At 60.3% G+C, this 19,166-nt stretch carries 18 protein-coding genes and 1 riboswitch; of the genes, 17 read left to right on the top strand and 1 reads right to left on the bottom strand.

The genetic code is table 11. The features are described from left to right. Positions 1-51: 51 nt before the first annotated feature. A riboswitch (glycine riboswitch) is annotated at positions 52-154 on the top strand. A gap of 147 nt (positions 155-301) precedes the next feature. The 17 genes from RAD10_RS24160 (at position 302) to RAD10_RS24080 (ending at position 18,047) form a co-directional block, all read left to right on the top strand. Next, positions 302-1,579 (top strand): D-amino acid dehydrogenase, encoded by a 1,278-nt coding sequence (locus RAD10_RS24160; protein WP_375849329.1) that lies wholly within the window; start codon positions 302-304, stop codon positions 1,577-1,579. Between the two features lie 197 nt (positions 1,580-1,776). Next, on the top strand, positions 1,777-2,865 hold the full coding sequence (locus RAD10_RS24155; protein ID WP_270162994.1) for an NAD/NADP octopine/nopaline dehydrogenase family protein: 1,089 nt from the start codon (positions 1,777-1,779) through the stop codon (positions 2,863-2,865). Further along, positions 2,862-3,752: a dipicolinate synthase subunit DpsA gene (locus RAD10_RS24150; protein ID WP_270162992.1), complete on the top strand. Its 891-nt coding sequence runs from the start codon at positions 2,862-2,864 to the stop codon at positions 3,750-3,752. The genes RAD10_RS24155 and RAD10_RS24150 overlap by 4 nt, the downstream gene beginning before the upstream one ends. Beyond that, on the top strand, positions 3,749-5,095 hold the full coding sequence (locus tag RAD10_RS24145; protein ID WP_270162991.1) for a dihydroorotase: 1,347 nt from the start codon (positions 3,749-3,751) through the stop codon (positions 5,093-5,095). The genes RAD10_RS24150 and RAD10_RS24145 overlap by 4 nt, the downstream gene beginning before the upstream one ends. A gap of 47 nt (positions 5,096-5,142) precedes the next feature. Continuing rightward, positions 5,143-5,778, top strand: coding sequence for a resolvase (locus RAD10_RS24140; RefSeq protein WP_270162990.1), 636 nt, complete (start codon positions 5,143-5,145; stop codon positions 5,776-5,778). After that, positions 5,778-5,978 (top strand): 2-hydroxymuconate tautomerase, encoded by a 201-nt coding sequence (locus tag RAD10_RS24135; protein ID WP_200518423.1) that lies wholly within the window; start codon positions 5,778-5,780, stop codon positions 5,976-5,978. Before RAD10_RS24140 ends, RAD10_RS24135 begins: the two co-directional genes overlap by 1 nt. Then, entirely contained in the window at positions 5,975-6,964 is a 990-nt protein-coding gene (locus tag RAD10_RS24130; RefSeq protein ID WP_270162988.1) for an isochorismatase family protein, read from the top strand. The genes RAD10_RS24135 and RAD10_RS24130 overlap by 4 nt, the downstream gene beginning before the upstream one ends. Before the next feature lie 255 nt (positions 6,965-7,219). Continuing rightward, positions 7,220-7,960 carry a GntR family transcriptional regulator gene (locus RAD10_RS24125; RefSeq protein WP_270162987.1) on the top strand — a complete coding sequence of 247 codons (741 nt, stop codon included), beginning with the start codon at positions 7,220-7,222 and terminating at the stop codon, positions 7,958-7,960. 25 nt (positions 7,961-7,985) lie between these two features. Continuing rightward, the gene (locus RAD10_RS24120) at positions 7,986-8,453 is read left to right on the top strand and encodes a RidA family protein (protein WP_270162986.1); all 468 of its coding nucleotides are present in this window, start codon (positions 7,986-7,988) and stop codon (positions 8,451-8,453) included. 3 nt (positions 8,454-8,456) lie between these two features. Further along, a complete protein-coding gene (locus RAD10_RS24115; protein ID WP_270162985.1) occupies positions 8,457-9,455 on the top strand; it encodes a CobW family GTP-binding protein in 999 nt (332 codons plus the stop codon). 637 nt (positions 9,456-10,092) lie between these two features. After that, on the top strand, positions 10,093-10,869 hold the full coding sequence (locus tag RAD10_RS24110) for an ABC transporter permease (protein WP_270162984.1): 777 nt from the start codon (positions 10,093-10,095) through the stop codon (positions 10,867-10,869). 49 nt (positions 10,870-10,918) lie between these two features. Beyond that, positions 10,919-11,722, top strand: a complete 804-nt coding sequence (locus RAD10_RS24105) for an ABC transporter ATP-binding protein (protein ID WP_270162983.1) — start codon at positions 10,919-10,921, stop codon at positions 11,720-11,722. Positions 11,723-11,961: 239 nt separating this feature from the next. Then, on the top strand, positions 11,962-13,074 hold the full coding sequence (locus RAD10_RS24100; protein ID WP_270162982.1) for a hypothetical protein: 1,113 nt from the start codon (positions 11,962-11,964) through the stop codon (positions 13,072-13,074). A 126-nt stretch (positions 13,075-13,200) separates the two neighbouring features. After that, on the top strand, positions 13,201-14,151 hold the full coding sequence (locus RAD10_RS24095) for an ABC transporter substrate-binding protein (protein WP_461619511.1): 951 nt from the start codon (positions 13,201-13,203) through the stop codon (positions 14,149-14,151). 344 nt (positions 14,152-14,495) lie between these two features. Then, the gene (locus RAD10_RS24090) at positions 14,496-14,963 is read left to right on the top strand and encodes a hypothetical protein (RefSeq protein WP_375849324.1); all 468 of its coding nucleotides are present in this window, start codon (positions 14,496-14,498) and stop codon (positions 14,961-14,963) included. 746 nt (positions 14,964-15,709) lie between these two features. Then, a complete protein-coding gene (locus RAD10_RS24085; RefSeq protein ID WP_270162979.1) occupies positions 15,710-16,993 on the top strand; it encodes an NAD(P)/FAD-dependent oxidoreductase in 1,284 nt (427 codons plus the stop codon). Between the two features lie 595 nt (positions 16,994-17,588). Beyond that, entirely contained in the window at positions 17,589-18,047 is a 459-nt protein-coding gene (locus RAD10_RS24080; RefSeq protein WP_270162978.1) for a hypothetical protein, read from the top strand. A 777-nt stretch (positions 18,048-18,824) separates the two neighbouring features. Here RAD10_RS24080 and RAD10_RS24075 read toward each other — a convergent pair. Beyond that, positions 18,825-19,166, bottom strand: a 342-nt coding sequence (locus RAD10_RS24075) for a TCP-1/cpn60 chaperonin family protein (protein WP_461619510.1), incomplete at its 5' end; no start/stop codon positions are given.

The following is a 19,166-nucleotide window of genomic DNA, read 5'->3' as shown; positions in this document are numbered from 1 at the left end:
CAGGCCGACTCCAATTGCGGAGGCGCAAGAGAGAAGAACCTATCGCGTTCAATAGGCTGCATGGGAGAGATCGGTCGCCGTCGTGACGGTGTTGACCGGCGCCGAAGGAGCAACCCCCAGGAAACTCTCAGGCAAAAGTGACCGTGCAGCTGAACGATCTGGAGAGTGGCACTTCGAGTGCCCACCGAAGGGGACCGCCGCGACGGCTGAGCCGTCGCGGTTAATCTCTCAGGTACAGCGACAGATTGGGGACAAGCCGCGGGCTTCGGTCCGCTTCCCAACTTTGATCGCGGAGAGCGAAATGCCACATGTTGTCGTCATCGGCGCCGGTATCACCGGCGTGACCACCGCCTACGCCCTTCTCAATCGCGGCTATTCCGTTACGGTGATCGAGCGTCAGCGCTACGCGGGCATGGAAACATCGTTCGCCAATGGTGGCCAACTTTCCGCGAGCAATGCGGAGGTCTGGAACAGCTGGTCGACGATCATCAAGGGAATGAAGTGGATGTTGAGGCGCGATGCACCGCTCCTCATGAATCCAGCGCCGACCTGGCACAAATATGCCTGGTTTGGCGAATTTATTTTCAACATCAAGAACTATCGCGACAACACGGTTGAGACGACACGGCTCGCCATCGCCGCACGCAAGCATCTCTTCGCCATCGCCGAGCGCGAGAGCATCGATTTCGATCACGAACGTCGCGGCATCCTCCACTTCTACCGGGACAAGCAGAGTTTCCAGCACGCGCTGAAGGTCAATGCCATTCTGGTGGAGGGAGGGCTTGACCGTCATCCGGTGACGGCCTCAGAGGTGAAGTCGATCGAGCCGACGCTGCATGGCGACTTCTTCGGAGGCTTCTATACCCCGTCGGATTCCACCGGCGACATCCACAAGTTCGTCCGCGGTCTCGCCAGGGCCTGCGAGAGGCGGGGCGTGCGCTTCGTGTTTGACGCCACCGTGAGGCAGATCGCTCGGGACGAAACTTTCCGCGTCCAGTACTCGCGTGACGAGCCTTCAGGCGGGGCTCATGTCGAAGAGATCGATGCCGACAATGTCGTCATATGCGCCGGTTCCGCAAGCCGCGACCTCGCGGCGATGCTCGGCGACCGGCTGAACATCTACCCTGTAAAAGGCTATTCGATCACCGTGCACCTCGACGACGAGCGGAGCCAGAGAGCGGCGCCTTGGGTCAGCCTGCTCGATGATGGCGCCAAGATCGTGACCAGCCGATTGGGCGCCACGCGCTTTCGCGTCGCCGGAACGGCGGAGTTCAACGGCATGAACCGCGACATCCGCCAGGATCGCATCAAGCCGCTGGTTGACTGGACGCGAGCACTGTTCCCCTCTGTCGACACCAACCGTGTCGTGCCCTGGGCCGGGTTGCGTCCGATGATGCCGAACATGATGCCGCGGGTCGGTCGAGGCAGGATGCCGGGCGTCTTCTACAACACCGGCCACGGCCATCTCGGGTGGACGCTTTCGGCCGCAACCGCAGAGATGGTCGCCGATTGCCTTGCTGGCGAATTTGGACCCGGCATCACGGAACCGTTCCGGGTGCTCGCGGATCCAGTGATATGAACGGCTCCAGCCCCGAAACAGCCGACTTGCGCCGCCGAACCCTCGGTCATGGTTCGGCGTCACGCTCCAGAAGTGCCTTTCGATGAGGCAGCGGGTTGGCAATTCTCAAGCTTGACAATCATAGCTGTGATCATAAGCTGTGATCAAAGTTTGCCTCTCAAGAGGCGCGACTTACGCTTCGATCTGCGGAGGACAGAATGAAGGTTGCCGTACTTGGAGGAGGGGCGGGGGGCACGGCCTCGGTCGCAGAATTGGTTCTGGCGGGCCACTCCGTTCATTTCTGGGCGCGTTCGGCCGAGACGCTCGAGCCGCACATCAAGCTCGGCGGCGTTGCATTCGACGGCAAGCTCGGCGAGGGAGTTGCAAAGCCTACCCTGATTTCGACAGATCTCAAGTCGGCCATCTCCGGAGTCGAAGTGGCAGTCGTGGTCCTGCCGACTTTCTCGCACTCGGCCATCGCCAACGCACTCGCCGCGGCCGGTTGGCCGTCGAACAAACCTGTCGTGCTTAATCCCGGCCACACCGGAGGCGCACTGGAATTCGCCGAGGCCTATTCCCGCACCGGGCGGTCAGTGCCTCCGGTGGTTGAGTTCTCGACCCTTACATACGTCGCGCGCAAATATCGTCCTGACGGCGTCACCATTAGCGGTCGGGCGAAGCAACTGAAGGCTGCCGCTCTCAGGGGAGGAGCGGAGGCGCTGGAGATTGCTGCAAAATTGTATCCGGGTGTCACGCCCGTTCGGGACGTCATCGCCTCCGACCTCTCCAACGTGAACATGGTCCTGCATCCCCCTGGCGCGGTGCTGGCAGCCGCCTGGGTCGAGGCGACCGGCGGCAGCTTCACTTTCTATGTCGACGCCATGACGCCCGGGGTCGCCCGGGTCATGCGGCAATTGGACGACGAGCGCTTGGCGGTCGCTCGGGCGTTCGGGCATGAATTGCCGAACTTGATTGAAGAGATGAAGCTGCTCGGCACGGTGGAGGCTGACGTGGTTGACGTTACCGATTACCGCGCGGCAATCGCGGGCGGCGAGGCCAATCGCCGTATCAAGGGACCGGATTCGCTCGAATATCGCTACTACAAGGAGGATTTCGGTCACGGCTTGCTCCCCTTCCTGGAGTTTGCGCGGATCGCCGACGTCAACGTGCCCGTCGCGACGTCGCTCTATCGCCTTGCGCAGGCCGCCGTCGGAACCGACTATCGGATCGGCGGGCGGACTGCAGATGCAATGGGCATCGCCGGCATGTCCAGGGATCAGCTCATTGAGAAGGTAAGGGCCCCATGAGTTGGCAGAATACAGTCGTCGCGATCGTAGCCGGTGACGCACGCGAACAGGAGATCGCTCGCTGTGCCGTGCGGGCTGGAGCCGCGGTTCGAGCCTACGGCTTTCCCTGGCCTGATGGGGGCATCGAAGGCGTCTATCATGCTGTGGACGCGGCTGATGCATTGAAGGGGGCCGACATCGCGCTGTTTCCGATTCCAGGCATCAGCGCGGAGGGCGCGCTCTTCGCGCCCAAGTGTCCGCAAAAGATCGTCCCGACACGCGAGATGTTGGCCGGCATGAGGCGGCCCGGCAACATCATCCTCGGTTGGGCCGACGACAATCTGAGGGCCCATTGCAAGGCGCTCGGCATCGCGCTGCACGAGTACGAATGGGACGTCGACCTCATGCTGTTGCGCGGGCCGGCGATCGTCGAGGGCGTATTGAAGGTGATCATCGAAAACACGCAGATCACCATCCACAAGTCCAACATCTGCCTGGTTGGTCAAGGTACCATCGGCTCGCTTCTGACGAAGACGTTGGTCGGCCTCGGGGCTCATGTCCACGTCGCGGCGCGCAATCCGGTTCAGCGCGCCGCCGCCTACGCGACAGGCGCGGAGACGCTAACGCTCGAACAATTGCCGGCAGTTCTTCATCGCATGGACATCGTTATCGGCAGCGTTCCAAAACGACTGCTCGAGCGCGACCAGCTGGCTTTGCTGCCCAAACACGCGCTGCTGGTCGACGTCGCAGCGCCTCCCGGAACGATCGACCGCGACGCGGCCGCTGAACTTGGACTGAAGGCCGTCTGGGCGCGCGGCATGGGCGCCCGTGCACCGATCACCGTCGGCCGCAGCCAGTGGACAGGCATCAGCCGACGCATCGAGGAAATACTGGAGCAAAGACAATGAAGGCGGATCTGGTCATAAAGAACGCGCGAGTGGTTCGCCACGACGGAGAATTCCACGGCGGCGTTGCGGTGAAGGACGGCAAGATCGTCCTGACCGGGGCTGACGAAGTCCTTCCCGAAGCCAAGCGCACCATCGACGCCGAAGGGCGGGTGTTGATGCCGGGCTTGATCGACCCGCACTGCCATCTGGGCGTGAAGTTTCCCTTTGCCGAGGATATGCGGACCGAGACAGCCGCCGCGGCCTCCGGCGGCGTGACCACCGCGCTTCTCTATATCCGTAATCTGAAGGAGTCCTATCTGCCGTTCTACGCGGAGCGCAAAGCGATTGGCGAGGAAAACTCGGTGATCGACTTCGGCTTTCATTTCGGGATCCAGCGTGAGGAACATATCGCCGAGATTCCGGAGGTCATCGCCAAGACCGGCGTCAAATCCTTCAAATGCTATTTCGGCTACGAGCCGGACAATCCGATTGGCATTGTGCCGGCCACGGACGGCTGGGTCTATGCCGCGATGCGCATCCTGTCGAAGGTTCCCGGCGGGGTGATCAACGTTCACTGCGAGAACACCCAGATCGCCTCCTGGATCAAAAAGGAGATCGCGGCCACCGGCCGTCAGGATCTCGGCGCGTACACGGAATCCCGCCCGGCCTTCTGCGAGGTGGAAACCATACGGCGCATGCTCTTCCTTGCCGAGAAGACCGGCTGTTCGCTTCATCTGGTCCACACCTCCGTCGGCATGGGTCCGGTACTCGCCGCCGAGGCCCAGGCGCGTGGCGTCCGCGTGACGGTAGAGACCTGTCCTCACTACCTCACCCGCACGTGCTACGACGAAGATCTCGACATGCGTGCGAAGATATCGCCGCCGTTGCGCGACCGGAACGAGCTCGAGGGTCTTTGGCACGGCGTCATGAACGGTTCGGTCTACAGCCTCGGGACCGACCATGTGCCGTTCTTGCCCAAGAAGCTGGAGGATCTTTGGACCGAATTCCCGGGAGTGGTGAGCTTTCCATGGGAGCTGTCGCTGATGCTTCATTTCGGCGTCCATCAGCGCGGTTTGCCGTTGACCCGGCTTGTCGAACTCAACTCTTTCAACCCTGCGCGACGCTTCGGGCTCTGGCCGCGCAAGGGCCATATCGACGTTGGTTTCGACGCCGACCTCGTGCTGGTCGACCTCGATGAGCAGCGCACGGTCAAGCACACCGGCAAGGGTACCTGCATCTACGAGGGATGGACGCTCAAGGGTTGGCCGGTGATGACCGTTGCTCGCGGTGACGTCGTCTACGAAAACGGTTCCGTCGCCGACCACCACTTCGGTCGCGGTCGATGCGTGACCCTGCCGTCATGAGTGGCGCGGACTTCCACCGACTGGAGTTGGCAGGCCGAGAGTCGCTCATGCCCGCCCAAATGTCGGTGCGTGAAGCCGTCGCCGCCATCGTGGCGCGCAAGACCACGATCCGTCAGGAGAGATTGTCCGGAATCCACAATCCATGGGGACATGCGATCGGCTTGACCGATCCCTGGGTCTTTTTGGGCCTTTGCGAGAGCCAGGGCGTCGTCGATGCAGCGCGCGAGATCCTGGGGCCGGACATCATCCTGTGGGACAGCGAGCTATTCGCGGAAACGAGCAGCTATGCCGACTTTCTGCGCGAAGGGCGGGAAGGTCGTTATTGGCCGGTTGTGCCATTCGCAGGGGCGATCGTCTTGTTGCCCGTTGGCCAGGCTGACCCGCGACCGAGGGCGATCGGACTCAACGAGATCGGAACAAATGTGCTCAAGATGCTCGATCCGTCGGAACCGATTTATGTCATCCGGCTGATGCCGGGCACCAGTCATTTCGATCGAGACCCGCAGCATCCCGCCCATCGCGCGTGCATGGAGGAGCAGGTCTTGATCAACTATGCCAACCGCCCGCTGTGGCTGCTCAGCGGGGTCGATCTGGCAAGGAACGATCTGGTTACGGGCTTCGCGGCCGCTGTGCCCACCTGGGCATCCGGCGCTCTACCCATCCAAAGAGGAGGAGATTTCTGATGCCGTTTGTCGTCGTCGAAATGTGGGAGGGCCGTACAGTCGAGCAGAAGCGCCGACTCGTAAAGGCTATCACCAATGCAATGGTTGAGGAGGCCGCCTGCAAGCCGGATCATCTGCATGTGGTGATCCATGAAACGCCAAAAGACAGCTGGGGCCGCGCCGGCGTGCTCGGCATCGACATGGTGGAGGACAAGAAATGAGCCTGGAAGCCCTCGATTATCGCAAGTCGGCCCTGCTGGTCATCGATCTCCAGAACGCCTTCATCCACGAGAAGGGAACGCTGGGCATTTCCGGAGTGGATACAAAGCGCCTGTCCTCGATCGTCTCGCCGCTGGCAAGGCTGATCAAGCGGTGCCAGGATGTCGACATTCCCGTCATTTGGACAATGCAGGAGCATTTTGCCATCGACAGGAATCGCGCCAAGAAGAAGTTGCTCGGCCACACCGCCCGGCGCAAGCAGGTATCCGCGCTCGCCGGCAGTTGGGACGAGGAGATCATCGACGAGCTCAAGCCGCTGGCCGAGTTCAATCCTTCCTTCGTGATCCGCAAGCACCGCTTCGGTGCGTTCTACGAGACCAGGCTCGAGATGATGCTGAAGATGCTGGGGACGCAGCATCTCTTCATCACCGGAGCAACCACCAATGCTTGCGTCGAGACGAGCATCCGCGAAGCCTATCTCCGGGATCTCGATGTGGTTGCCGTCGAGGATTGCGTATCGGGCGTCAATGCGGATTGGGAGGCAACCGCCAAGCAGGTCTGGAAGCAGTACTTCTGCGAGATAGCGCCGTCGTCGGACGTTCTCGACTGGATCGCCGAGCAGGCGAAGCCGAGGGTTACCAACTACGGTCACCAGTTGATCATGGTCAATGACATCGACAGGTCGGTCGACTTCTATACCCGTCAACTGGGATTCACGATCAGGCCGGCCAAGCCGCTGGCTGACGGGCGGCCCTTCGTTGCTTTCCACCAAGGCATCGCCCTCATCAACGGCAAGGCTGCAGACCATCGCCAGCTCGACCACATCGCCTTCGAGGTCAATGACGTGCGCGCGCTCGATGCCAAGTTGAAAAAAGCCGGCGTACACTACTACAATGATCTGCACGACGGGCCGTATGGCTTGACGATCTACATCGCCGATCCCGACGGAACCAAGGTCGAGCTCTATCAGGTCGGAGCAAACGCTTAACTCAGGCCCGGCCCGTATGCTCACGCAGGTGATCCGGGCCACGTTCCTTGTGTCAAATCGGCAGGCCGAGCCAACCTTGGCGTGCCGATTTGCGGCATCAGTGCTCCGCTGCGGTTGCCGCCCGCTCTCAAATCTACTACTGATCACGATATGAGATCACAGGACACAGGCCGTCCAACTCTCAGGGATGGTCTCGATGTCCTCAGGCCTATCGGATGGCGCCCAGCGACGTCCTAAGAGAAAGAGAGTCGGGAGATGCGGACCGAGAAAGCGGAAGTTGCCGGAAACGGCAACGAAGAAGGCAAGCGGCAGCGGGGCCACATCTACGAGCGTGTGCTCAGCTATATGCGTAGAGGACTTATGGTCGGAGCCTTTGTTCCCGGCCAGGTCATGAGTTTGCGCAAGCTGGCGGCAGGGCTCGGAACCAGCCCCATGCCGGTTCGCGAAGTGCTGAGCCAGCTCGTCGCCGCGAATGCCTTGGAAGAGACCAAGGGGGGCTCGGTACGCGTGCCGAGGCTGAGCGCCGAGAAGCTGAGCGATATCTTTTCAGTGCGTGAACTGCTCGAAGGTACAGCCGCCGAGCTCGCCGCCAAGAAAGCTTCGCCTGCGTTGTTGAACGGACTGACGTCCATCAACAAGCAATTGCTTCAGGCGATCGCCAAGCGTGACATCCTGAACTGCCTTTCCTTCAACCAAAAATTTCATTTCACACTCTACCAGGCGAGCGAATCCGAGACGCTCACGCTCTTGATCGAGTCGCTTTGGTTGCAGTTCGGGCCGACCATGTACATGTCGCTGCTGATCCCCTCGAAGCCCTGGAGCGCGTCTCACCACGAGGACATTCTGGCGGGGCTGAAGGAGGGCAACCCAACCGCGGTCAAACGCGGGACGATCCAGGACATCCGGACGACTTGCCGGGCCTTGCTCAGCATCGCCGACTCGCAGGGGGCCGAGCTGCCCTTCGCGCAAGGAATGGAACTGCAATTCGACGATTGAGAACAGAGATCCGGAGTACCGCGCCATGGAAGCAAAGATTGATCAAAAACTGGCCCAACTGGGAATAAGCCTGCCCGCAACGGCGTCTCCAAGCGCCAACTACGTTCCCGCGCGCAGACTGGGCAGCCAGATCTACATCTCCGGCCAGGTCCCCAGCGAGGGCGGCAAGGACAAGTACACGGGTAAGCTCGGCTCGGAATTCTCCGTGGAGGAAGGTCAAAAAGCTGCGCGTCTCTGCGCAATCAATATCCTCGCTCAGCTCAAGCAGGCGCTGGACGGCAATCTCGACAGGGTGGTTGGGGTCGTTCGGCTGGGCGGCTTTGTCAACGCCGAGCCGGACTTCAAGGATCATCCCAAGGTCATCAATGGGGCGTCTGACCTGATGGTGGAGGTGTTTGGCGAGGCAGGGCGCCACGCCCGCGCGGCGGTCGGCTGCAGTTCCTTGCCCCGCAACGTTCCGGTCGAGGTCGACGCCATATTCGAGGTCAACTGAACCATGCAGCCCGCCGCTCCCTCCCTCGACGCGCGGATTCCCGTTCATGTGCTGACGGGCTTTCTCGGGAGCGGCAAGACGACGTTTCTTCGACACCTGCTCGGGGAGCCGGGTCTCGCCGAGACTGCGGTGATCATCAATGAATTCGGCGAAATAGGACTGGACCACCTGCTGGTGCGGGAGGTCACGGAAGACGTGGTCCTGCTGTCGTCCGGATGTCTGTGCTGCGCTGTGCGCGACGATCTCGTGTCAACCTTGGCCGAGCTCCTGGCGATGGCCCGCTGCGGCGCGGTGACGCCTTTCCGCCAGGTCGTGGTCGAAACCACCGGCCTCGCCGATCCAGCGCCCATCATCCAGGTAGTGATGAGCGCTCCCGAATTGCTGCATGGCTATCGCGCCGGCAGCATCATTACGACCGTGGACGGCGTCAGTGGCCTCAACAGCATTCGGAACTTCGCGGAAGCGGCCCAGCAGGTGGCGCTAGCGGATTGCGTTGTCGTCACCAAGTCGGATCTTGTCGAGCGTTGGCAATTGGACACGCTTGAGCTCGATGTCGCCAAGGTCAATCCTTCAGTGCGCTCGCTGACCTCGAGCAAGCATGCGATGCCCTCGGCGGCCGACGTCCTGGCCCATGGCGAGGACTGGAAGCCCCACTCGCTCGGGGCGCACGACAGGGCTGCGCGGGGAGTGCACAGCCACGGCATCGAGACCTTCACGGTCGAGGTGACGCGAGAAGTCGAATGGCCGGCCTTTGTCGACTGGCTTGAATTGTTGCTGGCTGCACGCGGTCAATCCATTCTCCGTGTGAAGGGCTTGTTGCAGCTCGAAGGGGACGAGCGACCGGTTGTCGTCCACGGCGTGCAACACGTCGTCTATCCGCCAGAATACCTGCCGCGATGGCCGGAAGGTTCGCCGCGCGGCTGGCTGGTGTTCATCGCGCGCAACTTGACGCGCACCACGATCGAAAATTCCCTGCCAAGCATCTTCGCCTGCAGGCACTGACGGTCGAAAGCGCAGCCGCGCCGATACGACATCGACCGCAATTCTTAATCCATCACCCGCGAGATCGATCCGCTCGTCGTAGATGCGGGGGCAAGCCGTCGCAACGCGCGAATGCCCATCGTTGCGCCGCCGAAATGGATCCAGTGCACGAAAAACGATCGCATGCCGCCCGCATTACGTGCTTGACAACATCAAACTGTGATCACATCATGAGATCAAATATAGGTCGATCCGGGAATGGGAGCGCCGTCGGACCGCAGGCAAGGGCCACACGAATCGTGGTGCCCGGCTTGCGTCATTCAGCTCCAGATCGACAGGGAGTGAACGGGATGTCTCGAGTGAATCTCGCTGCAGCAATGTCGGCGCTGAGGGGGCGATGCGCCGGTTTTTTTCGACGACAGCACCGGGCGGTCGTCAGATCTTGGCGACCTCTCCTCGATTGGTTCGTTCGGGAAGCCCGGTTGTGCCTCGAGAGCGCACTTGTCGGCGAAGTGTTCGTTGATGTTGCCAGGCCGTCGAAGGCTCCGGCGGATGGTTCTGCTCAAAGACAACTGTAATCTTCTAACGTGGTGAGGTTGCCGTGGCGAGTACGGATATTGTCAGCGCCGGTGGGGCGCAGCCAAAGCAAGGCAAGAGCATGAGCGGCAAGAAACGGGCTCGCGTCAGTTGGCTGGATCGCTATTCGGCGCTCCTCGTTGCTGTGGTGCTGATCGGTGCTTGGCAAATTCTCGTGCCACTGTCAGGGCTTTCGGAGTTCGTCCTGCCGACGCCGTTCGCTATCGCGAAGCGCATCGCCAACGACCTGCCGCTGCTCTCGGCCCATACCTATGTGACACTGCTCGAAGTGATCTTCGGCTTCTTCCTTGGAGCGCTGATCGGGATTCCTCTGGCTTTGTCGATTTTCTATTCCAGGGCCTTCGAACGAGCCATTTATCCGATCCTTGTCGGTCTGCAGACCGTCCCCAAGGTGTCGTTGGCGCCGATCCTGGTGCTGTATCTCGGATACGGGTGGGCACCGAAGATCGTGCTTGCCTTCATGATCTCGTTCTTTCCGATCGTGATCTCGACCGTCGTCGGCCTGCAGTCGCTCGACAAGAATCTCGTCAATCTCGTCCGATCCATGGGCGCGAACGAATGGCAGACCTTCTTCAAGCTGCGCCTGCCGGCAGCGCTGCCCAATATTTTCGCGGGCTTCAAGGTTGCGATTTCTCTCGCCGTCATCGGTGCGGTCATCGGCGAATACGTCGCTGCTGAGCGAGGGCTCGGATATCTTCAGCTCCAGGCGAATTCGCAATTCGACACCACGCTCAACTTTGCGACCGTGGTGACGATCTCGGCACTCGGTGTGATGCTCTACTTCGTCATCGATATCATCGAGTCGCGCGTTTCCCATAAGCGCGATGCCGCCAAATGAACCGCATGCAACAGGTGTGGACGAGGCATAGCTCCAGTGAGGCAGCGTAATGAATACTCCTATCCAATCTACCGGTGCGGCGATAGAGATTTCCCGGCTTTCGAAGATCTATGAAACTCGCGAGGATACCGACGTCGTCGCGCTTGAAAAGATAGATCTTCGCTTCGAGCCGGGTAGTTTCGTTGCGGTGGTGGGGCCGAGCGGATGCGGCAAGAGCACCCTGCTGTCCCTGCTCGCTGGCCTGACCCCCGCCTCGACCGGCAAGATCGCCATCGACGGGCAGGGGATCAGCAAGCCGCATCCCAAGATCGGCGTCGTGTTCCAGTCGGATCTCCTGCTCTACTGGCGGACCGTGCTCGACAACATCCTGCTGCCGATCGAGATCAAGAAGCTCGATCTGGCCAAATACCGGCTGCACGCCGAGGACCTTCTCGCCCAGGTCGGGCTCGAAGGCTTCGGCAACAAATATCCATCGGAGCTTTCGGGCGGCATGCGGCAGCGCGTGGCGATCTGCCGCGCGCTGATCCAGGAGCCGGGTCTGCTGTTGATGGACGAGCCCTTCGGCGCGCTCGACGCGCTGACTCGCGAGCAGATGATCATGGACTTGCAGTCCATGTGGCTGAGGGTGCGAAACACCGTTCTGTTCATCACCCATGGCATCGATGAAGCCGTTTTCCTTGCCGACCGCGTACTCGTGATGTCGCCGCGGCCGGGTCGCATCGACCTTGACCTCACGATCGACATGCCGCGTCCGCGCCAGTGGAGCAAGGTCCACGAGGACAAGGCCTATTACGGCTACGTGCGCCAGATCCGCGATATCTTCGAAGCGAAAGGTGTGCTCGTCGCCCACTGAGCGAGGGTAGGGGCGGCAGTTTTCAAGAGAGCCAGGCATGTGTGCCGCAGGATGATTTTCTGCGGGAGATGACCTGCGTCCGAAATCAGGCGGGCGTGAGCCCGTTGAAGAACCTTGTGGGGAGTTGGGTTCGATCGGCATTGAGATGGTCGCCGCTATCTCCAAGGCCGCGTCGCATTTCGTCTAGCGGCTTGAGTCTGCCCGACGGGCAGCTCGTTTTTTGAAGAGGGGGACTAAACATGCATGCTTCCAGACTTTTGACTCCAATTGCACTCGCGGTCAGTTTGATCGCTTGCTCGTCCATCGTGAGAGCTGCGGACGAACCCAGTCCGGCGCCGGTCAAGGCAAAGCCGATCCCGGATGTTCCGTTTTTCCTCGTGAATGATAACAGGCTGACCTACTCGTACCAATTTACGGCGACCGACCCCGGTGCTTATAGCATCCAGCCAAATGGCACCATCAACGGCACGACCGCAAAGCAGGTCTATTCGTTCACCCACTTCGATGTGTGGGCTTACGGCACAAACTTCTTCAATATCGATATGCTGAAATCCGGTCATAACGATCCTGCTTCGCCCTGCTCGCCTACCGGTACCCTGCCTTTCGGCCAAACAGGCGCTTGCGCCGGCGCGACGGAGTTCTACGGCATAGAGCGCAGCACGTTCGGCTGGAATGAGATATTCGACACGAAGGCGTTCAAAATAGGACCGCTGCGAAATATCTCGTTCGAGGTCGGCGCCGATCTCGGTACGGCAAATAATTATTACGCACCAGCGACGAACAACGTCGTCGCTGGTCTGCAATTCGCCTTTGATCTTCCGTACAAAGGCTATTTCAACGTGGCGCCGCTGGTCGTCTACAACATTGCAAGCCACAAATCGTTTCTTCAGTGCGGTCTCTTCAATCCGGGCACTCCTGGGGTGACCTGTCTTGCGGACGGCAACAGGGTGTTTCCGCCCACCTGGAAGATCGAGACCAATTACTACATGGATCTCGGCTTCCTCCCTGAAAGCATACGGTATTTCGCCATCAGTGGCCGCGTTTCTGTCACCGGACAAAAGGGCGACATCAATACGCTGCCTGCGCTGTCCGGCCCCGGACGTTTCAGCACCGCCAGCAAGATCGAAGTGAACAGCGAACCGATTCGCCTGACGTTCGATGCCAGCAAGGCCTTCATGGGCCCCAAATACAGTCACTTCGTCGACGTCTGGGTTGCCTATCGATACTGGAAGAACAAGTTTGGTCTCGACAGTAACGCCACTCCCGGCACTTGCACCATTGCGGCAACAGGCGCCAGCACCAACAGCTGCACGGAAAAGTCGGCCAGCGCGGGTATCTCGGTGAAATTCTAGCGTCGATCTGGCGAGCCAAGACAGACGGCGCCGCGCTCGAACCGCGGCGCCGTCTAAGCGTTCGAAAGGGAAACTATGACTGCAAGGTACTGCAAGACGGCCTCGCACAGCATTGCCCTGACGGTCATGGCGCTCTTCGCAGCCATCGTGTGCTCATCGGCGGCCTTGGCGGCCGACGATGTGCGAGTGCGGTTCAGCTGGAAGCTCAAGGGCGAGTATGGCCACCTCTATCTGGCGCAGGACAGAGGTTTTTATGCTGCCAAGAACCTCGCCGTACGCATGGGAGAAGGCGCAGGTTCGCAGGCGGCACTCGGGGCGCTCGTTCAGGGCCAGGAAGACGTCGTCATCATGCCTGGGATCTTCGCTGCTTCCGCGATCCAGAAGGGCATGCCGATCAAGATCATCGCGCTCTACCATCCAAAGACGCCCGTCGTTATGATCTCGCATCCTGGTAACCCCATCCTCAAACCGCAGGATCTCGAAGGCAAGATCGTGGCGCATGCCGTCGGCGAGACGGGCACATCCTATCTCGGAACCTTCTGCGCGGTGAACAAGATCGACTGCACCAAGATCAAGAAGGTTCAGATGGACGCGCAATCGCGCGTACCCCAGTTCCTGCAGAACCAAGTGGACGCTGTGAGCATTTATCGCACCAGCGACCTGCCCGTGCTCGAGCAGCGGACCGGAATCAAGTTTCCCATCCTCGATCTCGCACAATATGGGCTTGTCGTTCCAGGGTTGGCGGCAGTCACGAGCGATTCCGCTATCGAGAAGAAGCCCGACGTCCTCAAGCGCTATCTCGCGGCTGTTGGCGAGGGTATCGAGGCAACGCGAAGGGATCCGAGGGCCGCTGCGAATGCCATCGCCAAGGTTTGGCAAGTCGGACCGTCGGTGGATGTCATCGAAGCACAAGTCAGGGCAACGATTGACGCGATGGTGCCCGAGGAAGGAAAGCCCATCGGCTGGGTCGACGCGAAGCTCATCGAACAAGCGATCGAGTTGCTGAAGACCGAACAAGCGATCGATCATCCCAAACCCACGGCGTCGTTCTTTACCAATGAACTCCTCGCCTACTGACTCGCCAGAGCTAGCATGCGAGTGCGACTGTGGGCGTCGGGCCAGGTCAGACGATATGAATCCAGCGTATTATTGCGTTCACATATATTCAAGTCCGACGCCCGCAGGTGGGGCAGGGGCGGCAGTTTTCGATGAATTGGCTCGCAGGCCTTTTACTGCATTGTTGCTTCGGCCGAGACTGGGAGAGCCTCTGCAGGTGGCTGCTCCGATCCGCTTCCAAAACTCATAAGTCATCGACGGAGCCCAAGCAGCGTCTTCCGACGCGATCGTGGTCCTCGCGTTGAGAATCTAGGTCCGGCAGTTCAACTGCTTGCGCAGATGGTCAATGCCGCTGCCGATAGGAATTGCTCCGCGAAATCGCCTCAAAATCTCTAAACGATGACCACAAGAATCACGTTGATGCTGGCGGCGCCGTTCGCAGTATTGACGCGTTGGGACGATCCGGTGAAAGCGAATGGCGTTGCATAGATGGAATCGTTCAATCGCGAACAAGTCCAGGAGAAATGATGAAGTTGGTGAAGACCTCTGTAGTCGCATGTGTCCTTTCGGCTTTGCTTGCGGGCCAGGTGCTCGCGCAAGACCCCTCGACCGACGCCAAGAGTCGCGGCGGCATGCAAGGCAAGAGCATACAGGGCGGCATGAACGATGATGAGGATTCGACCGCTCAGCTCGGCACTGCGGACCGAAAGGCAGGTATGAAGCCGGTCAAGAACACAAAGGGTGCAGCCGGCACCACCGGGATCGCTCCGAACAAGGGGGCAGCTGACGGTTCCTCCGTCGGCGGCACGCCGACTGCCGGCAAGCGCCACTAACGCGGCTGACCCTTATCGGCAAACCTCCGGTCGCGCAGGCGGCCGGAGGTTTTTTCCGCGTTTAGGTCGATCTCGGCACGAATGGCCCAGAAGCAAGCAATCAAGTTGATTGCTGGGTCAAGGCGCCAGCGCCCCCTGCGGCTCGTCGATTAAAATGAGTTGCTGTTCGACATAGGGGCGGAAGCATTTCCCCTTGGTCTTACCGCGGAAGAAGGCTCCGTGAGCTGGTCGAGTTTGCGCTCCAACACCGCGCCACTTCAATTCGCGCCTTGGTCTGACTTGATTGTCAAGTGATATTTCTGGTTTCTGCCGGCGCGAGCGCGGACGATATGTGTTGTCAGCCAAGCGTTGGGTGCGTCCCCACTGCTGATGCTATCGCTTATCGAGGTCGCGCTGCGCCGGATGGTGATGTTCGGGGCGACACCTCAAGCTCCCCAGCGGAGTACGTCGAGCCGCCACCCGCATTTCTTCGCCGATTCCAGTCGAACAATGTGCCATTGAGCCGGATGCAGTGAAGAAGTTATCGCGATTTTTCGCGCAATGGGGACTTTTGCCTTCCTCATGCCAATTCGCTCTGCGAGCTCCATGCCCAGGCTGTCAATCGTCATTCAAAGTTGACCTCCCGCGGATTATTCGCGAGCCTGCGCCATACTTCCGGATTTCCTCCGCCATGGCCTCGCAGCTCGGGGAGCCTTGTCGGCGCATTTCCGACGTGACGGACAATTGCAGCCGAGGGAGTTTACCTGATGCAAGACGATCCGACATCGCACGGACTCTGGGAACTGACGGCTCCGCATGCACCTCAGACCGGTCGTCTGGCCGGCGAGATCGACGTCGATATCCTCGTCATCGGTGGCGGATATACTGGGCTTTCGTCCGCTCTCCACCTTGCAGAAGGAGGAGCGCGGGTCGCGGTCCTCGAGGCGTCTGAAATCGGCTTCGGCGGCTCCGGACGCAATGTCGGTCTCGTGAATGCCGGTATGTGGGTCATGCCGGACACTCTCGTAGCGACGCTGGGACAAACCCATGGGGAGCGCCTGATCGATCTGCTCGGCCGTGGGCCGCGGCGAGTGTTCGATCTTATCGCGCAACATGGCATTGAATGCGAACAAGAGCCCACGGGCACGTTGCACTGTGCAGTCGGACGCAGGGGATTGGAAGAAATCGAGGCTCGTGCTGAACAATGGCAGCGACGTGGTGCGCCGGTCGAGATTCTCGATGCCGAGGAGACGCGCCGGAGGATCGGTGGTGGCGACTACGCCGGTGCACTGCTGGATAAACGCGCTGGCACAATTCAGCCGCTGGCCTATGTTCGTGGTTTGGCTCGTGCCGCGCTTGCTGCGGGCGCGAAAATATTCACTCAGAGTGCCGCTCTCACCGCCAGCGACGGCGGCTCGCGCTGGAAGGTCAATACGGCAGCCGGATCTGTGCGTGCAGATTGGGTGATTGTTGCCACCGATGCCTACGCACGAGGACCCTGGTCGCAGGTCCGGCAGGAGCAGATCGAACTGCCTTACTTCAACTTTGCGACCCAACCTCTCTCGGACAATTTGAGAGCATCGATCTTGCCCGAACGCCAGGGAGCCTGGGATACGAAACAGGTGCTCAGTTCATTTCGCTTCGACCGTGCAGGTCGGCTGGTTTATGGCAGCATCGGTGCTCTTGAGCGGAGCAGTACAGCAGTGCACAGGGCGTGGGCAATCCGCTCGCTGGGCAAGCTGTTTCCTCAGCTCGCCGACATCGAATTCGAGGCCGGTTGGTTCGGGACGATCGGTATGACCTCGGACAACCTACCCCGCTTTCACAAGTTGGACCGCAACGTAATCGGGTTCAATGGATATAACGGCCGCGGAATCGCGCCGGGCACTGTGTTCGGCGGCGTGCTCGCGTCCTATGTGCTGGGGCACGTTGCCGACCAAGACCTTCCGCTTCCGATCACTCCGGTGGAGGAGCCGCGCTTCCGCGACACGCGGGAGGCGCTCTATCGCATCGGGGCGCAACTCGTTCATTTGACCGAAGCCCGGCTCTGATCCGCCAGCTCTCGGTAGTCCGTGAGCTCCGCGCAAGGCACATGCTTCCTTCTCGCCGACATATTGCAATTCCGGCGGCCTCGGAGACGGCTATTGCCAATCTCGCTCGATCGGTGACGTCAGATGCCGACAACATGGTCGAACACCCGACACCGTTATCAACGGCCTGACCGGTTTGAAAGAAGGAACAGAGCCGACTCCAGTCGCGATCTCCGCAAGTCTATCAAGCGGATCAGCGATGTTTTCTCCCTCGCTGAAACTGGACGTCGGCTTTGCTAGCAGTGCATCCGTGCTCACGCGCCATGGATTTGGCGCAGATCGGCACGCTTTGGACAAGCGCAATGCGAGACGCGTTCAGGCGGCTCTTGCGACGCTGACAGCGCGTGGTGCGAGCTTTGTGAGTTTGTCAGCTTTGGTACCATTGTCCGTGAGCTGACACTCCGTTGATGCGCAGGGTCTATAAATCCAGCTCTTTCGTCGCGGCACGCAGCTTGCTTCGGTCGGCATACCATCACCAATCCAGGGCTTGGTGATGCAGGGGCGGACCGGACGCATCACCTGCGTTTGAGTCCGTCCCGTCGATCTGCGAGGCGACATGAAACGGTCGCCGGAAGAACTACGCAACAATCAGGGAGTGGCCCAATGGAAATCGTCTTGGGATGTTGCGCCGGGCTCGTTTTCACCGGCATCCTGGTTGCGTGCTACTGGGCAGTGCGGTGACAAGGAGCCGCAACGCGTGTCTTTGCTTTTGAAATTGATCGAACCTGACCCGCGCCATAGCCTCCTGAAGCGAGCCTTGTCGCACGGCTCGCAAGCCTTTGGGCTCGTCAACAATAATCTTTGGTATCGTCTTCCGAATAGAGCGCTGCAAAGTGCGTTTCCTGACGATTCTATTCCGGAGGCTGCATTGAGGGACCCGCGCGCAGTCAAGCGCGAAAGATGCCCCGCCACCGCTATCAAGTCGATCATCGCGTACGTTTCCGCCCCGCTGAGTCCGACGAGTAACGAGACGCGACAATGTGATGATCCGCTCGGCTTTGGCTGTTCCGCCTAGCTTTGGTCAACGCTGGATTGGGAATCATAGGACCCACGCTACCCACGGGCATAGCAGGCCAATGTCACCTGGACTGGCCCAGTCTTGCTGCTTGCGCCGACTCGCTGCCGCGGATCGCACAAGCGCGGCTAATAGAACGGGATGTCGCATCTTAGTCAGCCGAACGAGCTCTGTGCCGCAATGGGCTATGCTGACGTGCTCATTGCTTCAAAGAAGTAAACCATTGCGGACCATATGAGTTGCCAGCTTACGGGAATGTCCGATGCCCCGACGATCGGTCGTGGCGTCAGTTCTCCTTGGCAACTCTGGCCGCGCGATCGAGGACATCCCGATGTCCGGAGCACCCTGCCGAGTAGGCTCTGAACCGACAACGTGGAGAGGCGACTTGCATGGAACGGTACACTGTCTACATGGTCAGACGCGACGGGCATCTCGTAGGCTTTGTCGAGTTTATCTGTTCGGACGAAGGGACCGCCACGGAGCGGGTGCGGAAGCTTGCAAGCGACCACGCGGTTGAGCTTTGGCAGAACGATCGTAGGATCGCAGCATATGAAGGACGCCGGTGGCTCCGCGAAAAGGAGATCGATTGAGATGAGCACGCGACGAAATGATTCGACGTGGGGAGCTGGCCGCCCGCCCCAGAATCGGCAGATGTTCGATATCCGCTACTAAGCAGGTTGCTCTCCGCAGAGTTGTCGAACATGCTCGGCACACAAACAAAAACCCCGGCATCGCTGCCGGGGTTTCGCATTCCGTGGTGCGCCTGAGTGGCCGGACTCAGAAGTCCATGCCGCCCATGCCACCCATGCCGCCGCCCGGGGGCATCGCCGGGCCGGCGCCGCCCTTCTTGGGCAGCTCGGCGACCATGGCTTCGGTGGTGATCAGCAGCGCCGCCACGGAGGAGGCGTTCTGGATCGCGGTGCGAACGACCTTCGTCGGATCGATAATGCCCTTGGTGACGAGGTTGCCGTACTCGCCGGTCTGCGAGTCGAAGCCATAGGCGTACTGATCTTTCTCCAGGATCTTGCCGACGATCACCGAACCGTCTTCACCGGCGTTGATCGCGATCTGGCGAGCGGGAGCCGACAGCGCCTTGCGCACGATCTCGACGCCGGTCTT

Source organism: Bradyrhizobium sp. 23AC (assembly GCF_054863025.1).
The sequence above is the reverse complement of the archived record's forward strand: the minus strand, read 5'-3'. Positions and strand labels throughout refer to the sequence as shown.